At 39.2% G+C, this 17,176-nt stretch carries 19 protein-coding genes; 3 read left to right on the forward strand and 16 right to left on the reverse strand.

Annotated elements, in window-relative coordinates; translation table 11 throughout:
- Positions 1 to 6: 6 nt before the first annotated feature.
- The 12 genes from AC58NB_RS08500 to AC58NB_RS08555 form a co-directional block, all read right to left on the reverse strand.
- Positions 7 to 1,497 (reverse strand): M81 family metallopeptidase, encoded by a 1,491-nt coding sequence (locus AC58NB_RS08500; RefSeq protein ID WP_497426398.1) that lies wholly within the window; start codon positions 1,495 to 1,497, stop codon positions 7 to 9.
- 16 nt (positions 1,498 to 1,513) lie between these two features.
- Positions 1,514 to 2,959 (reverse strand): aldehyde dehydrogenase family protein, encoded by a 1,446-nt coding sequence (locus AC58NB_RS08505; protein WP_497426399.1) that lies wholly within the window; start codon positions 2,957 to 2,959, stop codon positions 1,514 to 1,516.
- A complete protein-coding gene (locus AC58NB_RS08510; RefSeq protein ID WP_497426400.1) occupies positions 2,960 to 4,261 on the reverse strand; it encodes an aspartate aminotransferase family protein in 1,302 nt (433 codons plus the stop codon).
- A gap of 3 nt (positions 4,262 to 4,264) precedes the next feature.
- Positions 4,265 to 5,608, reverse strand: a complete 1,344-nt coding sequence (locus AC58NB_RS08515) for an aminotransferase family protein (protein WP_497426401.1) — start codon at positions 5,606 to 5,608, stop codon at positions 4,265 to 4,267.
- A gap of 113 nt (positions 5,609 to 5,721) precedes the next feature.
- Positions 5,722 to 6,375, reverse strand: coding sequence for a 3-oxoacid CoA-transferase subunit B (locus tag AC58NB_RS08520; protein WP_497426402.1), 654 nt, complete (start codon positions 6,373 to 6,375; stop codon positions 5,722 to 5,724).
- Complete coding sequence (locus tag AC58NB_RS08525; RefSeq protein WP_497426403.1) at positions 6,372 to 7,031, reverse strand: CoA transferase subunit A; 660 nt, start codon at positions 7,029 to 7,031, stop codon at positions 6,372 to 6,374. Before AC58NB_RS08525 ends, AC58NB_RS08520 begins: the two co-directional genes overlap by 4 nt.
- Before the next feature lie 106 nt (positions 7,032 to 7,137).
- Positions 7,138 to 7,407, reverse strand: a complete 270-nt coding sequence (locus AC58NB_RS08530; RefSeq protein WP_497426404.1) for a YokU family protein — start codon at positions 7,405 to 7,407, stop codon at positions 7,138 to 7,140.
- Positions 7,404 to 8,819 (reverse strand): lysine 2,3-aminomutase, encoded by a 1,416-nt coding sequence (gene kamA / locus AC58NB_RS08535; protein WP_497426405.1) that lies wholly within the window; start codon positions 8,817 to 8,819, stop codon positions 7,404 to 7,406. Before kamA ends, AC58NB_RS08530 begins: the two co-directional genes overlap by 4 nt.
- Before the next feature lie 233 nt (positions 8,820 to 9,052).
- Positions 9,053 to 9,697 carry an SDR family oxidoreductase gene (locus AC58NB_RS08540; RefSeq protein WP_497426406.1) on the reverse strand — a complete coding sequence of 215 codons (645 nt, stop codon included), beginning with the start codon at positions 9,695 to 9,697 and terminating at the stop codon, positions 9,053 to 9,055.
- A 29-nt stretch (positions 9,698 to 9,726) separates the two neighbouring features.
- The gene (locus AC58NB_RS08545; protein ID WP_497426407.1) at positions 9,727 to 10,314 is read right to left on the reverse strand and encodes an RBBP9/YdeN family alpha/beta hydrolase; all 588 of its coding nucleotides are present in this window, start codon (positions 10,312 to 10,314) and stop codon (positions 9,727 to 9,729) included.
- 144 nt (positions 10,315 to 10,458) lie between these two features.
- Positions 10,459 to 11,037 (reverse strand): nitroreductase family protein, encoded by a 579-nt coding sequence (locus AC58NB_RS08550; RefSeq protein WP_497426408.1) that lies wholly within the window; start codon positions 11,035 to 11,037, stop codon positions 10,459 to 10,461.
- Positions 11,038 to 11,180: 143 nt separating this feature from the next.
- The gene (locus tag AC58NB_RS08555; RefSeq protein ID WP_497426409.1) at positions 11,181 to 12,080 is read right to left on the reverse strand and encodes a peptidylprolyl isomerase; all 900 of its coding nucleotides are present in this window, start codon (positions 12,078 to 12,080) and stop codon (positions 11,181 to 11,183) included.
- A gap of 429 nt (positions 12,081 to 12,509) precedes the next feature.
- Between AC58NB_RS08555 and AC58NB_RS08560 the strand changes: the two genes are divergently transcribed.
- The gene (locus tag AC58NB_RS08560) at positions 12,510 to 12,968 is read left to right on the forward strand and encodes an OsmC family protein (protein ID WP_497426545.1); all 459 of its coding nucleotides are present in this window, start codon (positions 12,510 to 12,512) and stop codon (positions 12,966 to 12,968) included.
- A gap of 78 nt (positions 12,969 to 13,046) precedes the next feature.
- Here the strand turns inward: AC58NB_RS08560 and floT are convergent, their stop codons facing one another.
- From floT to AC58NB_RS08575, 3 genes are read right to left on the reverse strand one after another with little or no spacing between them, the layout of a single operon-like run.
- Complete coding sequence (gene floT, locus AC58NB_RS08565; RefSeq protein ID WP_497426410.1) at positions 13,047 to 14,597, reverse strand: flotillin lipid rafts scaffold protein FloT; 1,551 nt, start codon at positions 14,595 to 14,597, stop codon at positions 13,047 to 13,049.
- A 12-nt stretch (positions 14,598 to 14,609) separates the two neighbouring features.
- On the reverse strand, positions 14,610 to 15,143 hold the full coding sequence (locus AC58NB_RS08570; protein WP_497426411.1) for an NfeD family protein: 534 nt from the start codon (positions 15,141 to 15,143) through the stop codon (positions 14,610 to 14,612).
- A 20-nt stretch (positions 15,144 to 15,163) separates the two neighbouring features.
- Complete coding sequence (locus tag AC58NB_RS08575; protein WP_497426412.1) at positions 15,164 to 15,841, reverse strand: PspA/IM30 family protein; 678 nt, start codon at positions 15,839 to 15,841, stop codon at positions 15,164 to 15,166.
- A 203-nt stretch (positions 15,842 to 16,044) separates the two neighbouring features.
- Here AC58NB_RS08575 and AC58NB_RS08580 point away from each other — a divergent pair, with 203 nt between their 5' ends.
- Positions 16,045 to 16,392 (forward strand): hypothetical protein, encoded by a 348-nt coding sequence (locus AC58NB_RS08580; protein WP_497426413.1) that lies wholly within the window; start codon positions 16,045 to 16,047, stop codon positions 16,390 to 16,392.
- The gene (locus AC58NB_RS08585) at positions 16,379 to 16,537 is read left to right on the forward strand and encodes a hypothetical protein (protein ID WP_497426414.1); all 159 of its coding nucleotides are present in this window, start codon (positions 16,379 to 16,381) and stop codon (positions 16,535 to 16,537) included. Before AC58NB_RS08580 ends, AC58NB_RS08585 begins: the two co-directional genes overlap by 14 nt.
- A gap of 198 nt (positions 16,538 to 16,735) precedes the next feature.
- Here AC58NB_RS08585 and AC58NB_RS08590 read toward each other — a convergent pair whose 3' ends face one another.
- Positions 16,736 to 17,158 (reverse strand): GNAT family N-acetyltransferase, encoded by a 423-nt coding sequence (locus AC58NB_RS08590; RefSeq protein ID WP_497426415.1) that lies wholly within the window; start codon positions 17,156 to 17,158, stop codon positions 16,736 to 16,738.
- Positions 17,159 to 17,176 lie beyond the last annotated feature (18 nt).

Raw genomic sequence — 17,176 nt, forward strand, 5'->3', positions numbered from 1 at the left:
CTCTGCTCATGGTATAAATTCTATATTTTTAAGAGGCCATATATCTGCAGGGATTTTTTTATATGGCAACTGAACAATATTATTGGTAGCGACGCCTGGTGCATCGACATAAATGACCTCACCAATGAGTGGATCAAATGCTGCCCTAAAATGATTTTTTGCCTTTAATATCAAATATTGATAATTGCTCGGTTCAACCCCAATATGGCGAAACAATTCAGGATCATTGGCAGACATTGGTCTCCCAATAAGAAGAATATCGATATTCCCTACCTTAATCAGACAAGCTCCCTTAACATCCACCTTCAGATTCCTGTTGAATGGGCCACTATTATAAAATACACCATCCGTCAATTTAGTAACAGTTGCCTGAACCTTAACAGGCAAACCGAATTCCGGTGATGTTTTCCCCCCTAAAGAAAGATAAACAGTCGACCCGACTCCTGCTTTTCTGCATATATCAATTGCCTCTGGATCTGTTAATCCTCCAAAAAGGGTCAGTTCTTGATTGAAGCGCAAACATTCACGCAGAAGATTGGTTGTGTCTCCACTCCCTCCGCTCAACGGATTATCGGAAATATCAGCCAGTACAATCGGCTCATTTTTATCCATTGAAAAAGCAAGCTGAAAAGCCTCTTTAACTCCTGGCAAACGGACTATAAAATCCTGCCTTAATTCCCAAAAATATTTGGCCAAGTCAATGGCTGCATGTTCTGCCACCGCTTTATTTTCGGCTATTACGATCACACACGCACCTGCGCACAAAACATCTGAATAAGGAAATCCACCAAAAACAGAAATATTAACGATTCCATTTATCTCTTCATAACGTTGAGCGAGCTCAATCATTACAGCCATTGGTCCTTCATTTGTTCTCATATTAACAGAAGGCAGCAGCATGGGGATTTTCACGCATATCGCTTCATCATGCTGACTCCATAATATATGATTCATCAAGGCATTTGCCGCATTAACTCCCTGCTCATACATATCTATATGTGGATACGTTTTAAATCCAAAATGATAGGGCGTAATATCAACCATTTTTGGACTTATATTAGCATGTAAATCCAATGTTGTAGCAATCGGAATAGTTTCTCCAAGCTTTGCTCTTATTTTTAAGAGCAAACATTCTTCTGCCCTTTCTATTCCTTCAATCACCATGGCCCCATGCAAGGCGATTAATAAGCCATCCAACTTCTCGGCTTGATCTATTAAACTCAGCATTTCTGTCTCTATATGTTCATATGTCTCGTGAGTTACTGGACCCGAAGGTATGGCTGCCGCACACAGGATAGGAACCATTTCTACCTGATCATGTTTTTTTAAAACATCTATAAATCCGCCAACCTCCGTTTTCGTGTTCGTATAGACATCAAAAATTTCATTCCCTTTAAAATAAGCTTCATTCTTAAAATGCTGAATGGTTGTTTTTTTGGGGGAGAAGCTGTGGGATTCATGATAGAAAAAAGCTATTCCAATCCTCAACCGTTTCACTAGCAAATCCCTCCAATCAATAATTCATGTATACCGACTTCCATTCTGTCATACTATCCAGAGCATGATGCGATACTTCACGATGACCATTACCGGAAAACTTCATCCCGCCAAACGCCACACCAATTTCTGCGTTTGCAGTCCCATTATTAACATAAACGAGACCACTTTCTATATCGGCAACTGCTCGATTAGCGTGGGAGAGGCTTTTTGTAAAAATGGATGTAGACAGTCCATATTTTGTATCGTTATTTACCTCAATCGCTTCTTCGTAGCTATCGACTTCTATAAAGCCAAGAACAGGACCAAATATTTCTTCATTAGCAATAGAATGATTTCGTTTCACTTGGCTGAAAATAGTTGGTTCAAAAAAATTCCCCTCCAGATTATCCGGCTTTTTCCCTCCGCATTCAAGCAAAGCACCATCATCGAGTGCTTTTTTCACATAATCTTCAACTACTTCCAATTGCTGTTTATTCACCAAAGGACCTATATCCACATTTTCGTAAAGTCCATTGCCGATTTTTAAATTCATGGTTAACTCTACAACTCGTTTAAGCAAAGCGTCCTTCACAGAACGTTCTACAATAACCCGGCTTGTCGCTGTACATTTTTGACCTGTCGTTCCGAAAGCTCCTTTCACAATACATTCCGCAGCATAGTCCAAGTCTGCATCACTGAAAACAATAGCTGCATTTTTTCCGCCGAGTTCAAGGGAGATCCGCTTCAATTGTTTGGCTGCTGCTTGAGAAAGCTGTACACCGACCTCAGTTGACCCGGTAAAAGATATGATTTTAACATCTTCATGTTCAGCCAATTGCTTCCCGACCTGCCCTCCGCTTCCCGTAATAAGATTTAGAACCCCCTTCGGAAGACCGCACTCATGGAAAACTCGAGTAAAAAGACCGGCTGAGAGTGCAACGTCTGAAGCAGGTTTCCAGACAATTGTATTTCCGCTAATTAGGGCCGCACATATTTTATAAGCTGCCAGAGCAATCGGAAAATTCCACGGAGTAATACACGCGACTACTCCAATCGGTTCCCGAATCATCGTGATTGTTCGATTGTGGCTGGCTGAGGAGATGGTTTCCCCATACATTCTGCGTCCTTCTCCTGCCATATACCGGCATGTTTCTATTACAACATTTACTTCCCCACGGGTTTCCGCCAGAACCTTCCCCATTTCTCGTGTCATGACCTCAGCTATGTATTCTCTTTTTTGCTCGAATAATCCAGCCGCTTTCCATAAAAATGCGGCTCGCTCCGGTGCAGGTCTTCGCCTCCAGCTTTTATAGGCCGCATTTGCATCCATTACTGCTGTGTCAACTTGGCTATTTGTTGCAATTGCATACTTCCCCACAACTTCATTCGTAGCAGGGTTTATACTCTCTCGATAATCCTGGCCAGCCTCAGCAGCCCATTGACCATTCATATAAAGTTGTTGTTTCATTACCTTAGCCATTTACGTATCTCCCTCCCTTACCACTTCCTCAATCACTTTCTCAAGAATGGTTAAACCTTCATTCAAATCATGGGTAGGTATATTTAATGGCAGCATCAGTCTGATGGTTTGCCCATTCACACCGCAATTCATAATTAATAAATGATGATTCAAACATCGTTCTTTAATAAGCGGCACAATCGACTTCGCCGCTGATTCGTTAAATTCAATTCCAATCATCATGCCAATCCCGCGAATTTCTTTAATAGGTTCATAGCCTTGCAAACTAGTTTGAAGTCTAGTTACAATTTGCCCGCCAAGCTCCTTGCTCCGATTGACCAATCCTTCTTCTTCAATAACCTGAATACTTGCCAGAGCTGCCGCACATGATATCGGATTCCCGCCAAAGGTGGATCCATGCCCCCCTACAGGCCACTTAGCATGCAAATCCCTGTTTGCTACAATTGCACCAAGCGGCATACCTCCGGACAAAGCTTTTGCTAAAACGAGAATATCGGGAATTACGCCGGAGTGTTCTGAAGCAAACATCCGTCCCGTTCTGCCAAATCCTGACTGAACCTCATCAAATAACAATAAGATTCCATGCTCATCCGCAATCCTCCTTAATTCCTGTAAAAACTCAGGCGGTGCAGGATAATATCCGCCTTCTCCCAAAACCGGTTCAACGAGGATAGCAGCCACTCTGGATGGATCGATATGCAAATCAAATACAGAATATAATTGATTGAGACAAAAGGTTGTCAAATCAGCATCATCAATACCCTTTACTAAACCTGGATAAGGATAGGGGGTATGATAAACCTCACCTACCAGTGGTTCATAGAGCTTTTTATATTTACTGCTTGATCCTGTTACAGACGTTGCCCCCATCGTACGTCCATGAAAGGAACCGTTAAACGCAATAATTCCTGGTCGGCAAGTTGCCGCACGCGCTAGTTTCAATGCCCCATCAATGGCTTCACCGCCTGAATTGGAAAAAAAGACAGTATCTAAAGTACCTGGCGTGATTTGTGCTAATTTCTCAGCCAAACCAATCACCGATTCGTAATAGCCATAATTCAATCCAAAATGCACGAGCCGATCTGCTTGCTGTTTAATCGCATGAACAATCTTTTCATGAGAATGCCCCAATACATTAACAGCAACCCCTGAAACAAAATCGATATATTCTTCCCCATCCTTAGTCCAGAATCGGGCTCCCTTCCCTCGATCAATGATCAATTCTGTCACTCTTGTACTAACAGGAGATAGATGCTTCCTTGCCTTATCTGTTAATTCACTTACTTTGTTAGACGGACTCATACCTTACCCCCTCGAATGAATAAATTGTTGCAGAGCTTGCTCTAGGATGTTTAAAATTTCATCTATTTCCTTCTTGGTTACCGTTAAGGGTGGAGCAATTAATAAATGATCTCCTTCATACCCATTGATCGAGCCTGCACCAGGATAAAAGACCGCTCCCAACTGCATAGCCATCCGATTAACTTCCTGAGAAGCAGCGACGGCAGCAGGGAATGGGTCTCCTTTTTGATTAGAAACAAGCTCAATTCCAAGCAAAAGCCCCTTCCCTCTTACATCCCAAATAATAGGGAATCGTTCCTTAAGCTTGCTTAGTTGTTCAAGCAAGTATTCACCCTGAATGTTGACATTAGCGAGGACATTATTTTCATCCAATATCGTTAAAACGGCCAAACCCGCAGCAACCGAGACGGGATGGCCGCTGTATGTATATCCATGTGCGAATTTACCTTCGCTGTTTTGAATAAGGCCTTCAACCAACTTGTCGTGAACAATCATTCCACCAAGAGGTGAATAACCGGCTGATACTCCCTTGCCAAACGTAATAATATCCGGTATAAAATCAAAATGCTCTACAGCAAAATGAGTCCCTGTTCTTCCAAATCCCGTCATCACTTCATCTGCTATCAAAATGATATTGTATTCATCACATAATTTTCTAATCTCTTTAAAATATGAATCTGGCGGGCTAACACTGCCTAATTGACTTCCAACAATTGGTTCGGCTATAAACGAAGATATTTGTTCCGGCCCTACTTCAATAATTAATTTCTCGATATCCTTAATACATGACCAATTACGTTGTTGATTGCACTCATCTATCTGCCTTTGATAAGGGCAGCGAATACAATTTGGAGAGTAGACATGCTTAAAGTCCAGAAGATTTTGAGTGTATAATTGTCGTCTTTTACTATCTCCCCCAGCTGACAAAGACCCTAACGTATTGCCATGATAGGATTGCCATCTGCCGATCACGATATGTTTCTCAGGATTGCCGGCTCCTTTATGGTATTGTTTAGCAAGTTTAATCGCACTTTCATTCGCCTCTGACCCGCCACTGGTAAAATAAACTTTATTCAAAGAAAGTGGGGAAATCTTTACAATTTTCTCAGCCAACTGAAATAATACTTCGGTTTCAAACCGCATTGTGTGAACAAAGGCTGCCTTTTTAGCCTGTTCAGCCATCGCGTCCGCAATCGTTTGATTCCCGTGTCCTAAATTAGCGGCAACAGCACCAGAGCAGGCATCCATATATCGATTGCCATTCTTATCGTATAAATAAATCCCTTTCCCATGCGTGATAATAGGATACTCATGAGTAAAATCTCGATGGAATACATGGTCAGCCATCGCGGTCTCTCCATTTCAAAAGAGGTGATAGTTTAGTATTTCCTACATAAAAGATATGCTTAAAAACCCACTTCAAGACTAAGAGCTTTATGGTTAGGTTCGATTAAGATGATTTATTTAAAGTTTGAATGGCTACCGTCCAGCTCCACTCTGAATGTTGCTTCTGTTTTCTCCTTGACCTCAGCTATCGTTATGCCTGGTGCCGTTTCCACTAAAACAAGGCCTTCACCATCAACAGCAAACACAGCTAGTTCTGTAATAATCAAATCTACCTTCCGTTCAGATGTCAGCGGATAATGGAGTTTCCTTACAAACTTGGACTTACCTGCTTTCGTTGTATGTAAGGTCGTTACAATAATCTTTTTAGATCCCTCTAATAAATCCATCGCACCACCAACACCGAGAACCGCTTTTCCCGGCACCGCCCAATTCGCTATCCTGCCTTTTTCATCAACTTGCAAAACTCCTAATATCGAAATATCGATATGACCACCCCGAATCATTGCAAAAGAAGAGGGGCTATCGAAATAAGACGCACCCGAAAGGACAGTGACAGGAAGCTTTCCTGCATTGACTAGGTTTGGGTCCGGCGATTCTACTGGGGTTGGGCCAACTCCCAAAATACCATTCTCGGTATGGAGAAATATAGACAAATGAGCTGGAATATAATCTGCAACCAAGGTAGGAATCCCAATCCCCAAATTGACGATATCACCATTTCCAAGGAATTGTGCTGCACGTTTCGCTATCCTCTCTTTTGGGTTCACACTGGCATCTCCTTTACCACTAAATAATCAACATACAAATGAGGGGTGATAATTTCTTCCGGATTGAGATCCCCTGTTTCTACAATTTCATCAACCTCGGCTATGACAATCCTGCCTGCCGTTGCCATAGCTGGATTAAAATTGCGAGCTGATTTTGTATAGATCAGATTACCTTGTGTATCTGCTTTATAGGCTTTAATGAGCGAAAAATCAGCTGTTAAGGAATTCTGCAAAATATACTTTTTATTATTTATAATCCTTTCTTCTTTTCCTTTTGTTATTTCAGTGCCTACTCCTACAGGTGTATAGAATGCTGGTATTCCGGCACCTCCCGCACGGATTGCTTCAGCTAACGTGCCCTGCGGCAATAGTTCTATCTCAATCTCTCCTCTAAGATAGGCATCCACTACATCTGGATTGGAGGTAAAATACGAACCAATTCCTTTTTTTATTCTCTTTTTTTGAACAAGAACTCCAAGCCCCCTGCCTGGTTCACCCAGGTTATTACTGATAATTTCCAGGTTCTTTAAGTCCTTTAAATCAAGGGAATGAACCAATGTTAATGGACAACCTACCAAGCCAAACCCGCCAACCATTATCCGGTTTTCATCTCTCAGTAAAGAAATGGCTTCATCCGCGGTCAATACCGGCTTCAATTTACCCACCCCCATCCATAATGAAAAATGATTTAATAAAACGCCAAAGAATCATGCTTTCTTTGACGTTCAAGTATATTTGTAAACGCTTACATATATATTTTGGTTATTTAAAATAATTCCGTTTTAATAAACGGGGAATTCCCATTAATTTTTCAAAGGAAATGGAACCAGGCAACTGTTTTGTATTGATGAGCAGTAAATGATCCTCTATTTCTTCAGTCATTTCATCAGTTAAATATTCCATTTGGCATTGGGAGCAATAAATAGTAGGTGTTTCTCTTATTTCTAGGGATTGCGTGCCATCTGGTAATTCCCAAAATACCGTACTCTTTGTCTCGACTGCAGCATCTGTTTCACACCAAAGGCATTTCATACTTTTGAATCCTCTTGATCGGTTTTTATTTCTTTCGTTTGCTGAGCTTTAAATTTCTTTTCCTTTAGTTCATCACGTTTATCTCGCTGGTTCTTGAGGGTTGTATGTTCCGGATTTTGTTGATAAACATTCCGCTTCGTATATCTCTCCAACCCTTCTGGTGTAATCGTAAACTTAGAATCATCCATGATAGATAATATTCCTGTACTATTATAATCTTCATATACGTTTGGATAGGTTTGTTTAAAGTAGTCATCGGCACGACCAGATACATAACCCTCGGGTTCAGGATAGGAAGTAATCACTCCCTCATAATTTCGGAGAATCACTTTATTTGAGCTTTTTGAGATAATGTAATTCGGTTGAAGCGGTATTTTCCCGCCGCCGCCTGGTGCATCAACCACAAAAGTAGGTACTGCATATCCACTCGTATGGCCACGAAGCCCCTCCATAATTTCTAACCCTTTACTAATAGGAGCCCTAAAATGACCAATTCCTTCAGATAGATCACATTGGTAGATATAATAAGGCCGGACTCTTATTTTAACTAAGTCATGCATTAACTTTTTCATAATCTGCACACTGTCATTAATACCAGCCAAAATAACTGCCTGATTGCCAACAGGCACTCCCGAATTAACCAGCATCTCGCAAGCACGCTTTGATTCTTCTGTAATTTCAATCGATGTATTAAAATGTGTATTCAACCAAACGGGATGATACTTTTTAAGAATGGTACATAATTCTTCTGTAATTCGTTGCGGAAATACGACCGGGGCTCTTGTTCCAATACGAATGATTTCTACATGAGGGATAGCGCGTAAGTTTTTTAAAATATACTCTAAAATGCTGTCATTAATGAGGAGACCATCTCCCCCTGAAATTAGGACATCTCGGACAGCTGGTGTTTGACTGATGTAGTTGATTGCTTTGTCTAATTGTTTCTTTGGTACACCCATACCAATTTGACCCGAAAATCTTCTTCTTGTACAATACCGGCAGTACATCGAGCATTGGTTTGTAACTAAAAATAGCACTCTGTCCGGATAACGATGAGTTAATCCCGGCACTGGAGAATCTTCGTCTTCATGCAGAGGATCCTCTAGATCATACACCGTTTTATGAAGTTCTTGGCCAATCGGGACTGATTGCATACGGATTGGGCAACGTTCATCATCTGGATCCATTAGAGATGCATAGTAGGGGGTAATGTTTAATGGTATGGTTTTAGTGGAAATCCGAACACCTTCCTCTTCTTCTGGTGTCAGATTAATCACTTTTCTTAGATCATCCAATGTTTTGATGGTATGGGTTAACTGCCATATCCAATCATTCCATTGATCATCTCTTACGTCTTTCCATAACTCGATCTCACTCCAATGACGCTTGGGTTTATATAAGTTATAGTCCACTCTTCTCCCTCCCCTGGTAAGAATAAACCTTTTAAGCCGGATTTACAGATACAAAAACTACTATATGACAGAATGGATTTTTGGTGTATTTAACCCAATCTCAACCTATCATCTCTACCCGCACACTGTCAATGACCAAAAATTTTGACAATTTGAGTCGATTACCCATTTGTCTTTTTATGACAACAAAAAAAAGCAGTTCAGCCTAAAACACTGAACTGCTTCGACAAGTTTTATAAGTTTTCGAGAGCTTTTTCTATTGAAAGATCACCTGAGATTAGGTCGAAAGAACGATTATAGGTCGCCTCATTTGTAAGAGATGCTAAAATAGTGCGGGCCACATCCTCACGTGGGATTGTACCTTTCTTAATTGTATCTCCTACATGAATATTCCCATTACCTGGTTCATTCAATAAACCTCCAGGCCTGATAATTGTATAAGTTAAATTGCTGCTTTCTAATAACCGATCTGCATAATGCTTGGCTACATAGTATGGCTTAATTTCTTCACTCCAGTTTTCACGATTGTTAGCCTGCAGTGCACTGACTAAAATAAACCGATTGACGCCAACCTTTTCTGCCGCTTCCATCATTTTCACAGCTCCATCAAGATCAATTAAAAGGGTTTTATCATGTCCTGTGCTTCCTCCAGACCCCGCAGTGAAGCAAATTGCATCAGAACCTTCAATCGCCTTTGCCAAGTTCTCTACACTATCCTCTAAATTAGCTAGAACAGTTTGGATTCCCTTGCTTTCGAATGATTCGGCCTGCTCTTTCTTTCTAATCATTGCCCTAACAGTATGTTGTCCATCGTCCTTAATAAGATGGGCTAATTGATTCCCGATTTGTCCGTTCGCACCTACTATAAGTATATTCATAGATTCAGTCACCTTCCTAATGCATTGATTCAGCCTTCTTTAACTGCAAAATCCTGGTTTAAATCCAAGCAATAATCTAGAATCCATTGCCATTTTCCAAAACCGGAGTCAATATTGATATGTCCTTTATTCACAACCAAAAGCTGTCTAATCCCCAAATCTTTAAAATATTGACTGTCTTCCACAGAACAATAAGGATCATTTGTAGATTGAATTTGCAGAAGCTCCTGATTAGGCTGTATTAATTCCTTACCCTTAATAGGCAGGGGGAAAAACCTTTGAATGATTTCATGCTTTAAATAAGGGGAAGGTGGTGCCACTAAAATCACCCGTTTAATCCGTTCACTTAGCCTATGATGACCATTCTTTACGATAAAATGAAGCCATAGTATACATCCTAAACTATGAGCAATAACGGTTATATTTTTAGAAGAAATAGTTTCCATTGTATCATCTAATGTTTGGAGCCACTCACCTATATGAGGGTCATCAAACTCAGGAAGGGTGGGATAAAAAACTGTTTCTCCTGCATCCACTAATCTTTGATAAAGCCAGGATTGCCAATGTTCAGGCCCACTTCCGCCAAGTCCATGCAGTAGTAAAAAGGCGCGATCCATGTATACCCCTCCTTAATTTAATAGTAGTTTATATCATACTAAGTTTATCAGATTAATATACTTAATGTCCACTTATAACCTAAAATAATAGGAGACAAAAAAAAGAACCGGCACAGAGAATTCTATTCTTCATACCGGAATTCATTATTTATCTTCATTGATCCAAGTGGTCACTTCATCGACTGATTTTCTGGCAGCTTTACCAGGAGTCATATCTGGATATCCTATATATATAAACCCGGTTACAGCCCCATCTTCAGAAAGGTTGAAAGCTTGGCTCATTCGTTTATCATGGCATTGTTTACCAGTTCTCCATACTGCACCTAGCCCAAGCGCATGAGCAGCAAGCAGCATGTTTTGTGTAGCAGCATGCACAGCCGCAAATTCCTCCTCGATTAACACCTTATCATTTATCACAGGTTCTACTGCTGTTACAATGACGACAGGAGCACGATATGGATTCTTGCTGACTTTCTCCAACCTTTTTTTGCTATCCTCTGATTCAGGGTCTTCCATTTCTGACTTCAGAATACCTACTAAAGTATCGCTTAGAATTTTTCGTCCATCTTCTTTTAGAACAAAAAATTTCCATGGTTCCGTCCGATGATGGCACGGCGCCCAAGTTCCTGCTTCAATTATTTTATGTATAAGTTCATCAGGTACCGAGTTCTCTTTTACCCTGCCAACACTTCTTCTTGTTTTAATGGCCTCAAAAAGATCCATACATACACCTCCATAATCTATAAGCTGGTAAATTTAGTTACTACTATACTATATATACATATGCTAGAAAGTTCAAAAATTTCTGCTTGTCCAACAAAAAGAGCAAGCCGATTGTCGGCTTGCTCTCTAAATATAGTAGAATATTATTCAAATTTATTTTTAATTTTATAATCTTTCTTTAATTCTTCCAACCAAGTGCTGTACTCAGAAGAGATTTTCTCACTTAGAGCTGCTTCTTTAGCATCCTCTTTTGATTCTTCATAAGTGGATTCTTTAGCCGCTTTGTGTCCTGTAGCTTTGATAATATGGTAGCCATATTCAGATTTAACTACATCACTTACTTCATCAACTTCTAAAGCGAATGCTGCTTTTTCAAACTCTTCTACCATTTCTCCTTCAGAAATATATCCAAGCTCTCCACCATTTTCAGCAGATGCTGTATCAGTAGAATGTTCTTTGGCTAATTCAGCAAAATCCTCGCCAGCTTTGATTTTTTTCAATAAATCTTTTGCAGTATTTTCATCTTCAACAAGAATGTGGCTAACCTCTACCTGTTCAGGTTGATCATAGTTTGCTTTATTCTCTTCATAATAGGCTTTTACTTCATCTTCTGTGATTTCAATATCTTCCTGCATTAACTTCTCAATTTTAATATTTACCTCAATGTCTTCTTTCAAATCATCAAGAGATAAACCGCTAGATTCGAGTGCTGAAACTAAAGCCTCTTCTCCACCATAGCTTTCTTTATAAGCATCTACTTCTTCGTTAATTTCACTATCCTTAACTTTTATATTACGCTCTTCTGCTTCTTTTTCAATAACTTTCATCGTTATTAAGCTATCTACAGCAGATGAACCGTACACATTAGCCATAGTGTCATACAATTCACTTTTAGTAATACGGTCTCCATTGACACTGCCCACTGTTTGAGATTTTGTATAAGCATAAGCACCGCCGGCGATAGCCCCTACCAAAACTACAGCTCCGACTATCCCAGCAATCATTTTTTTATTTTTAGGTTTTTTTGTGCCTACTGTTTTCATTTCAGTATCACGGTTATCTGTCTCCGGTGTATTCTTTTCGTTGGTCATAGTATAACTCCTATCGAAATAATATTTATGATATCTACTCACAATACTATAATCATATAATGTGTCAGCAATATGTCAAACATAAAATACACTTTGTAAAATATTGTTTTATAAAAAATCGTATTTTTTCAACATAGATTTCTAAAATTGATAAATACGAGAAACCTTCACCAAAACGAAAGACGTAACTGGTCATATATTGGCTGTATCTGATACAATTCATATATTTTGTAGGTCGATTCTAAAAAACAGGATGGGATTATCATTCTGGTTCCAAATCCATGACGATTCCAAATGGTTTCATTTAAGCAACTTGCAGGATTTTTATTCATTTAAACTTTAAAATAGATACTAGTGGATAAGAACAAGGGGGATGATAAAATGGCGGAGCATCATTTTATTTTAGAAGCTGATTGGCCCGGATTACGAAATGATAGCGGGGAAATACATACTAAAAACTTAAATACCAAAATATCTATACCCGAAGAAATGGATGGCCCCGGAGTTGGTACAAATCCGGATGAAATGTTGCTCGGTGCTGCAGCAACTTGTTATATCATCACCTTAGCGGCGATGATGGAACGCAGCCAATTAGAAAAAGAAGGACTACGTTTACAATCAGAAGGAATTGTAGATGTAACAAATGGTGTATTTACCTACAAAAAAATTATTCATCGTCCCTTCATCATCCTAAAAGACACGGCAACAGACAACGATATTGAGCTGGCTCGAAAACTTGCCCAAAAAGCTGAAACCTCCTGCATGATCAGTCGGGCAGTTAAAGGCAATGTGGAAATAGAGTTAGAAATGTCTATTCAACGTGTTTCAGAAACAGGATGATGAAAATGATCATCATCATATAAAATTCGGGAAACGGAAAAACAGCCTGAGCTCAGGAAGAACTCAGGCTGTTACTATTTATAGTTGTTCTGGTGTACGATCCAATCCTTTTACGATAGGAATCTCCGTTTTCGCCAGCTCTTCTTCTAGATTAATTCTGGAAGTGCTCCCGGTACTTTTGCCGGCAAAGCTTTCAATTAATTCTTTCATATCGATACCTGAGGATGCTTTTAATGACTCCTGTAAAGTAGCCATTAAATTAGTGGCATAGCCAGTCACTTTATTGGCGCCACTGTTAACACCACCGCTTCCCGTATCAACGATTGTAATTTTATCGATACTGCTGAGCGGTTTTGCCACTTCTCTTGCATATTCAGGAAGCATTTTTAACATCATGTCCATAACAGCTGCCTGACCAAATTGCTCAAAAGCTTCTGCGATTTTTTGCTTAGCTTCCGCCTCAGCCAAACCTTTTAAACGAATGATTTCAGCTTCGGATACCCCTTGCGCTCTCTGTGCTTCAGCTTTAGCGAGACCATCTAAACGTACCCTCTCTGCTTCGGCTTTCGCCATCGCTTCAATCCGATATTGATTAGCATCTGCTTCCGTTAATTGCTTTGTTTTTTCGGCAGAAGCCGCTTGCTCAACTGCATAGCGATCAGCATCCGCTTTTTTCTTTACTTCTGAATCATATTGCTTTTCACGACGTAAGATTTCTTTTTCTTCTAATTCAATCTGTTTTTGTCGCTCAACGATTTTAATTTGCATCTCTTGTTCCGTAACATCCTGCTTAGAGCGTGCCGTCTCTAAATCATATGCCTGGTCGGCTTTTGCTTTCGCAATATCTTGTTCACGTCTAAATTCAGCGATTTTTAATTGGTTAATTTTTTCAGCTTCTGCAATTTCCGTCGCACGTTCAAGTTCTGCTTTTTGAGCTTCCTTCGAAGCTTCAGCTCTCTTAATACGCGTCTCTTTATCCGCTTCAGCTGTAGCAATATCTGCATCTCTTTTCACTTGAGCGATTCTCGGTTTACCAAGTGATTCCAAATATCCATTTTTATCACGAACATCTTTAATCGTAAAGGACACGATGACTAATCCCATTTTCGCTAAATCCTGCGAGGCAACTCGTTGCACTTCCTGTGAAAACTTTTCACGGTTTTTATAAATTTCCTCAACAGTCATAGAACCAAGAATGGAGCGTAAATGACCCTCCAATACTTCTCTTGCTTCCTGCTCACGGTCATCCTTCGTTTTCCCTAAAAATTGTTCTGCAGCCGTAGCAATTTCAGAAATGGTATTTCCTATTTTAATAATTGACACGCCGTCGGCCATAACTGGTACACCTTGTTCGGTATATACTTCCGGAGTTGAGACCTCTAATTTACTGGATAATAAGCTCAAGGGCTCAGCTTGTTGGAATACTGGCAGAACAAAGGTACCTCCTCCACGTACAATTTTGATTCGATTGCTGGATTCATCAACATGTACATTTTTACTTCCCAAGTAACTGCCGGTAACAATTAACGCTTCATCGGGTCCGGCTGTTCTATATTTTGTGACAAAAACTCCTATAAGGGCTAATAAAATAAATACCACTGCACCAATAATACCGTATATTAATGTCATGCTCTCATTCTCCTATCCAAGTTCATTTATTTCTTCATGGGGACTTACATGTAAAACACCATTTTGGATATCAATTATTAATACTCTTGTCTGAGAAGGAATCGCTTCATGATCAAAACTTAAGGCCGGCTTTGAAAAAGATCCGCTTTTACTGGTTATTAATACTTCACCATATCCATCAATAGGTACGGAGGTAATCACTATTCCCAAACGCCCCTTTAAGTCTACCTCGTCAATCGTTAAGGATTCATGGGCCGCTGAAACAGGCACCAAAACGAATAGATTAATAAGGGCGACAAGTATAAAAGAAGTAACAGTGGAGAGTAAAAAAACGGGCAGTGCCTGCAGTGATGTTAATGAAACAAGCACATACCCTGATCCGCTTGCAATGGTCAAAAAACAGAGAATAAGGGTTGGATTTAAAAAATCAGGAAGGTCAAAACCGGCAAATACATCATTAAATAAGATAAAGATACAGGTAAATATGCCGCAAATGATTAATGAGTATAAGAAAAAATCAGCTAACCCTAGCCCTAGAATTTCCATGTTTATCAACTCTTTTTCCATTATTTTGGTTCAGTATTTAATGAATCTTTTAACTTTTGTAACTCCGAATCAATTAATTTCTCAGTCTCCATTTTCTTGAATTCCCTATCTAGTTCTAAGTGGTTACTTCTTAGCTCTTTGCTGACTTCTGTTTCTGCTTCATATTCCATCACTTTCTGTTCCATTCGTTCAAAACCAGCTTTGGCTGAAGTTCGATTTCCTGTGTGGAAAGAACGATTTACTGATGTTTGTGCTTTAGCAGAAAGCGTCCTGGCCAGTAAGGTATCTCTTCGCCTCACTAGCTCCTGATAATCTGCCTTCATTTCCGCTAAACGATTGCGCAAATCAGCAACATTTTGTTTAGCTTGTTCATGCAAATTCTCCAGTCCAGCAAGCTCTTGGCCAAGCTGAAGCTTGTTTTTCAATGCTTGCTTAGCTAGTTCTTCTTTACCAGCCTGAATTGCTTCTAAAGCTTGTGTATTCCGTTTTTCAATCATTTTTTGCAAATCCGTAATTTTTCTGTATGTCAATTTTTCCTCTGCCATCACTTTTGCGGTTGTCTTCTCAGCTTCTTCTATTTCGTTATTCATTTCTCTTAGGTATTGATCAGCCATTTTAATGGGATCCTCAGCCTTCTCGATGAGAGCATACAATTCGGAACTCACAACCGTCTTGATTCGTTTAAAAAACTCGAACATCATATCTACCTCCCAGGATAATCTTACCATTTTATACGAATGAATATTACGGATAGTTTCATAAATTTTACATTTTTTAATAATTTTACATATTAAAAGAAAAACCTCGAACGTGTATGTAGAAGGGGAAAGCTCATTCATTTACTCATCAATAAGCCTATAGTAAAATCGAAAAAGCAGAGACCACCTTTTTAGAAAGGAACATGCATATGACTTCACCGAGTTCAAATAGACAGGATAAAATTCATGAAATGGCGAGTGACTTAAATAAGGAGCTTACATATTCTCTTTCCACCCTGTCCCAATTAAAAAATTCACCCAGTGACCTAAAAATGGCTAATCTATTGGTGAAAATAAAAAGTTCTGATCTATCAACTATTTCTTCATTGGCCCATATATTAATCATTCAAAATCCAGAGGAAACAACAGACGGACAAATTGCTTCAAAATTATTAAAGGAATTATCCAATTCACATCCGAATCGAATTATCAAAACGCTTTCCAAAAAGATGGTAAAGCGAAAATGGGGAGAAAAACATGAGGCAAAATGAAATTCATCACTTATGGGAAAAAATTAAACCAATAACGTCTGATCCCGTCATTCAAGAACAACTTTGGGAAATCCTTTTAAAAATAATTGAAAACGAAAGAGATCTACATGTCCGAAACTCCCATGAGAATGGTGAGAATGAATAAAGTACAAAATCATTAGACTTCAACCTTTATAACAGGCGGAGGAAATATCGTTGAAATGTTGAGACCTTTAAAAGGGCTTGAAATAGTTGATAGTAAGGCAAAAAAGCGAGGCGGTAGATCAGTCCACCTGCATAATAAAGGAGCCCTCTCATTATTGAACTGAAGACTTAGTTCAATAATGAGAGGGCTCTATTTATTCTATAAATCTTTTTTTAAGTAATAATGTTTAAAATCCCTACCTACATTATCTATACTTCCGAAAACTTGATACCCATTCTTTTTATAGAAATCCAATGCTTGGAAACTCAAAGTATCTACTTTTATGAAATCACATTCTTTTTCTGAAGCTATTTCCTCTAGCTTTGATAATAACTTAGTTCCATACCCTGATTTTCTTATGTCTTCATCAATTATAAAAGTATGAATCTCTAACCAATTCCAACAGATCTCACTAAGGACTCCACCACGAACACTGCCGCTATCATCCTTGAGAAATAAACAGATTTCTTCATATCTACCGCTCAAATCTTTTGGAAAGTGCTTTAAATTAAATCTGTAAAGTTCATCATCAATATATTGTTTATCCTTATTATTTAATTCTGTACTTATATAAAGAGTCATTTTAGATTTCTCCTATTA

The sequence above is a fragment of the Pradoshia sp. TA40_28 genome (assembly GCF_059694525.1).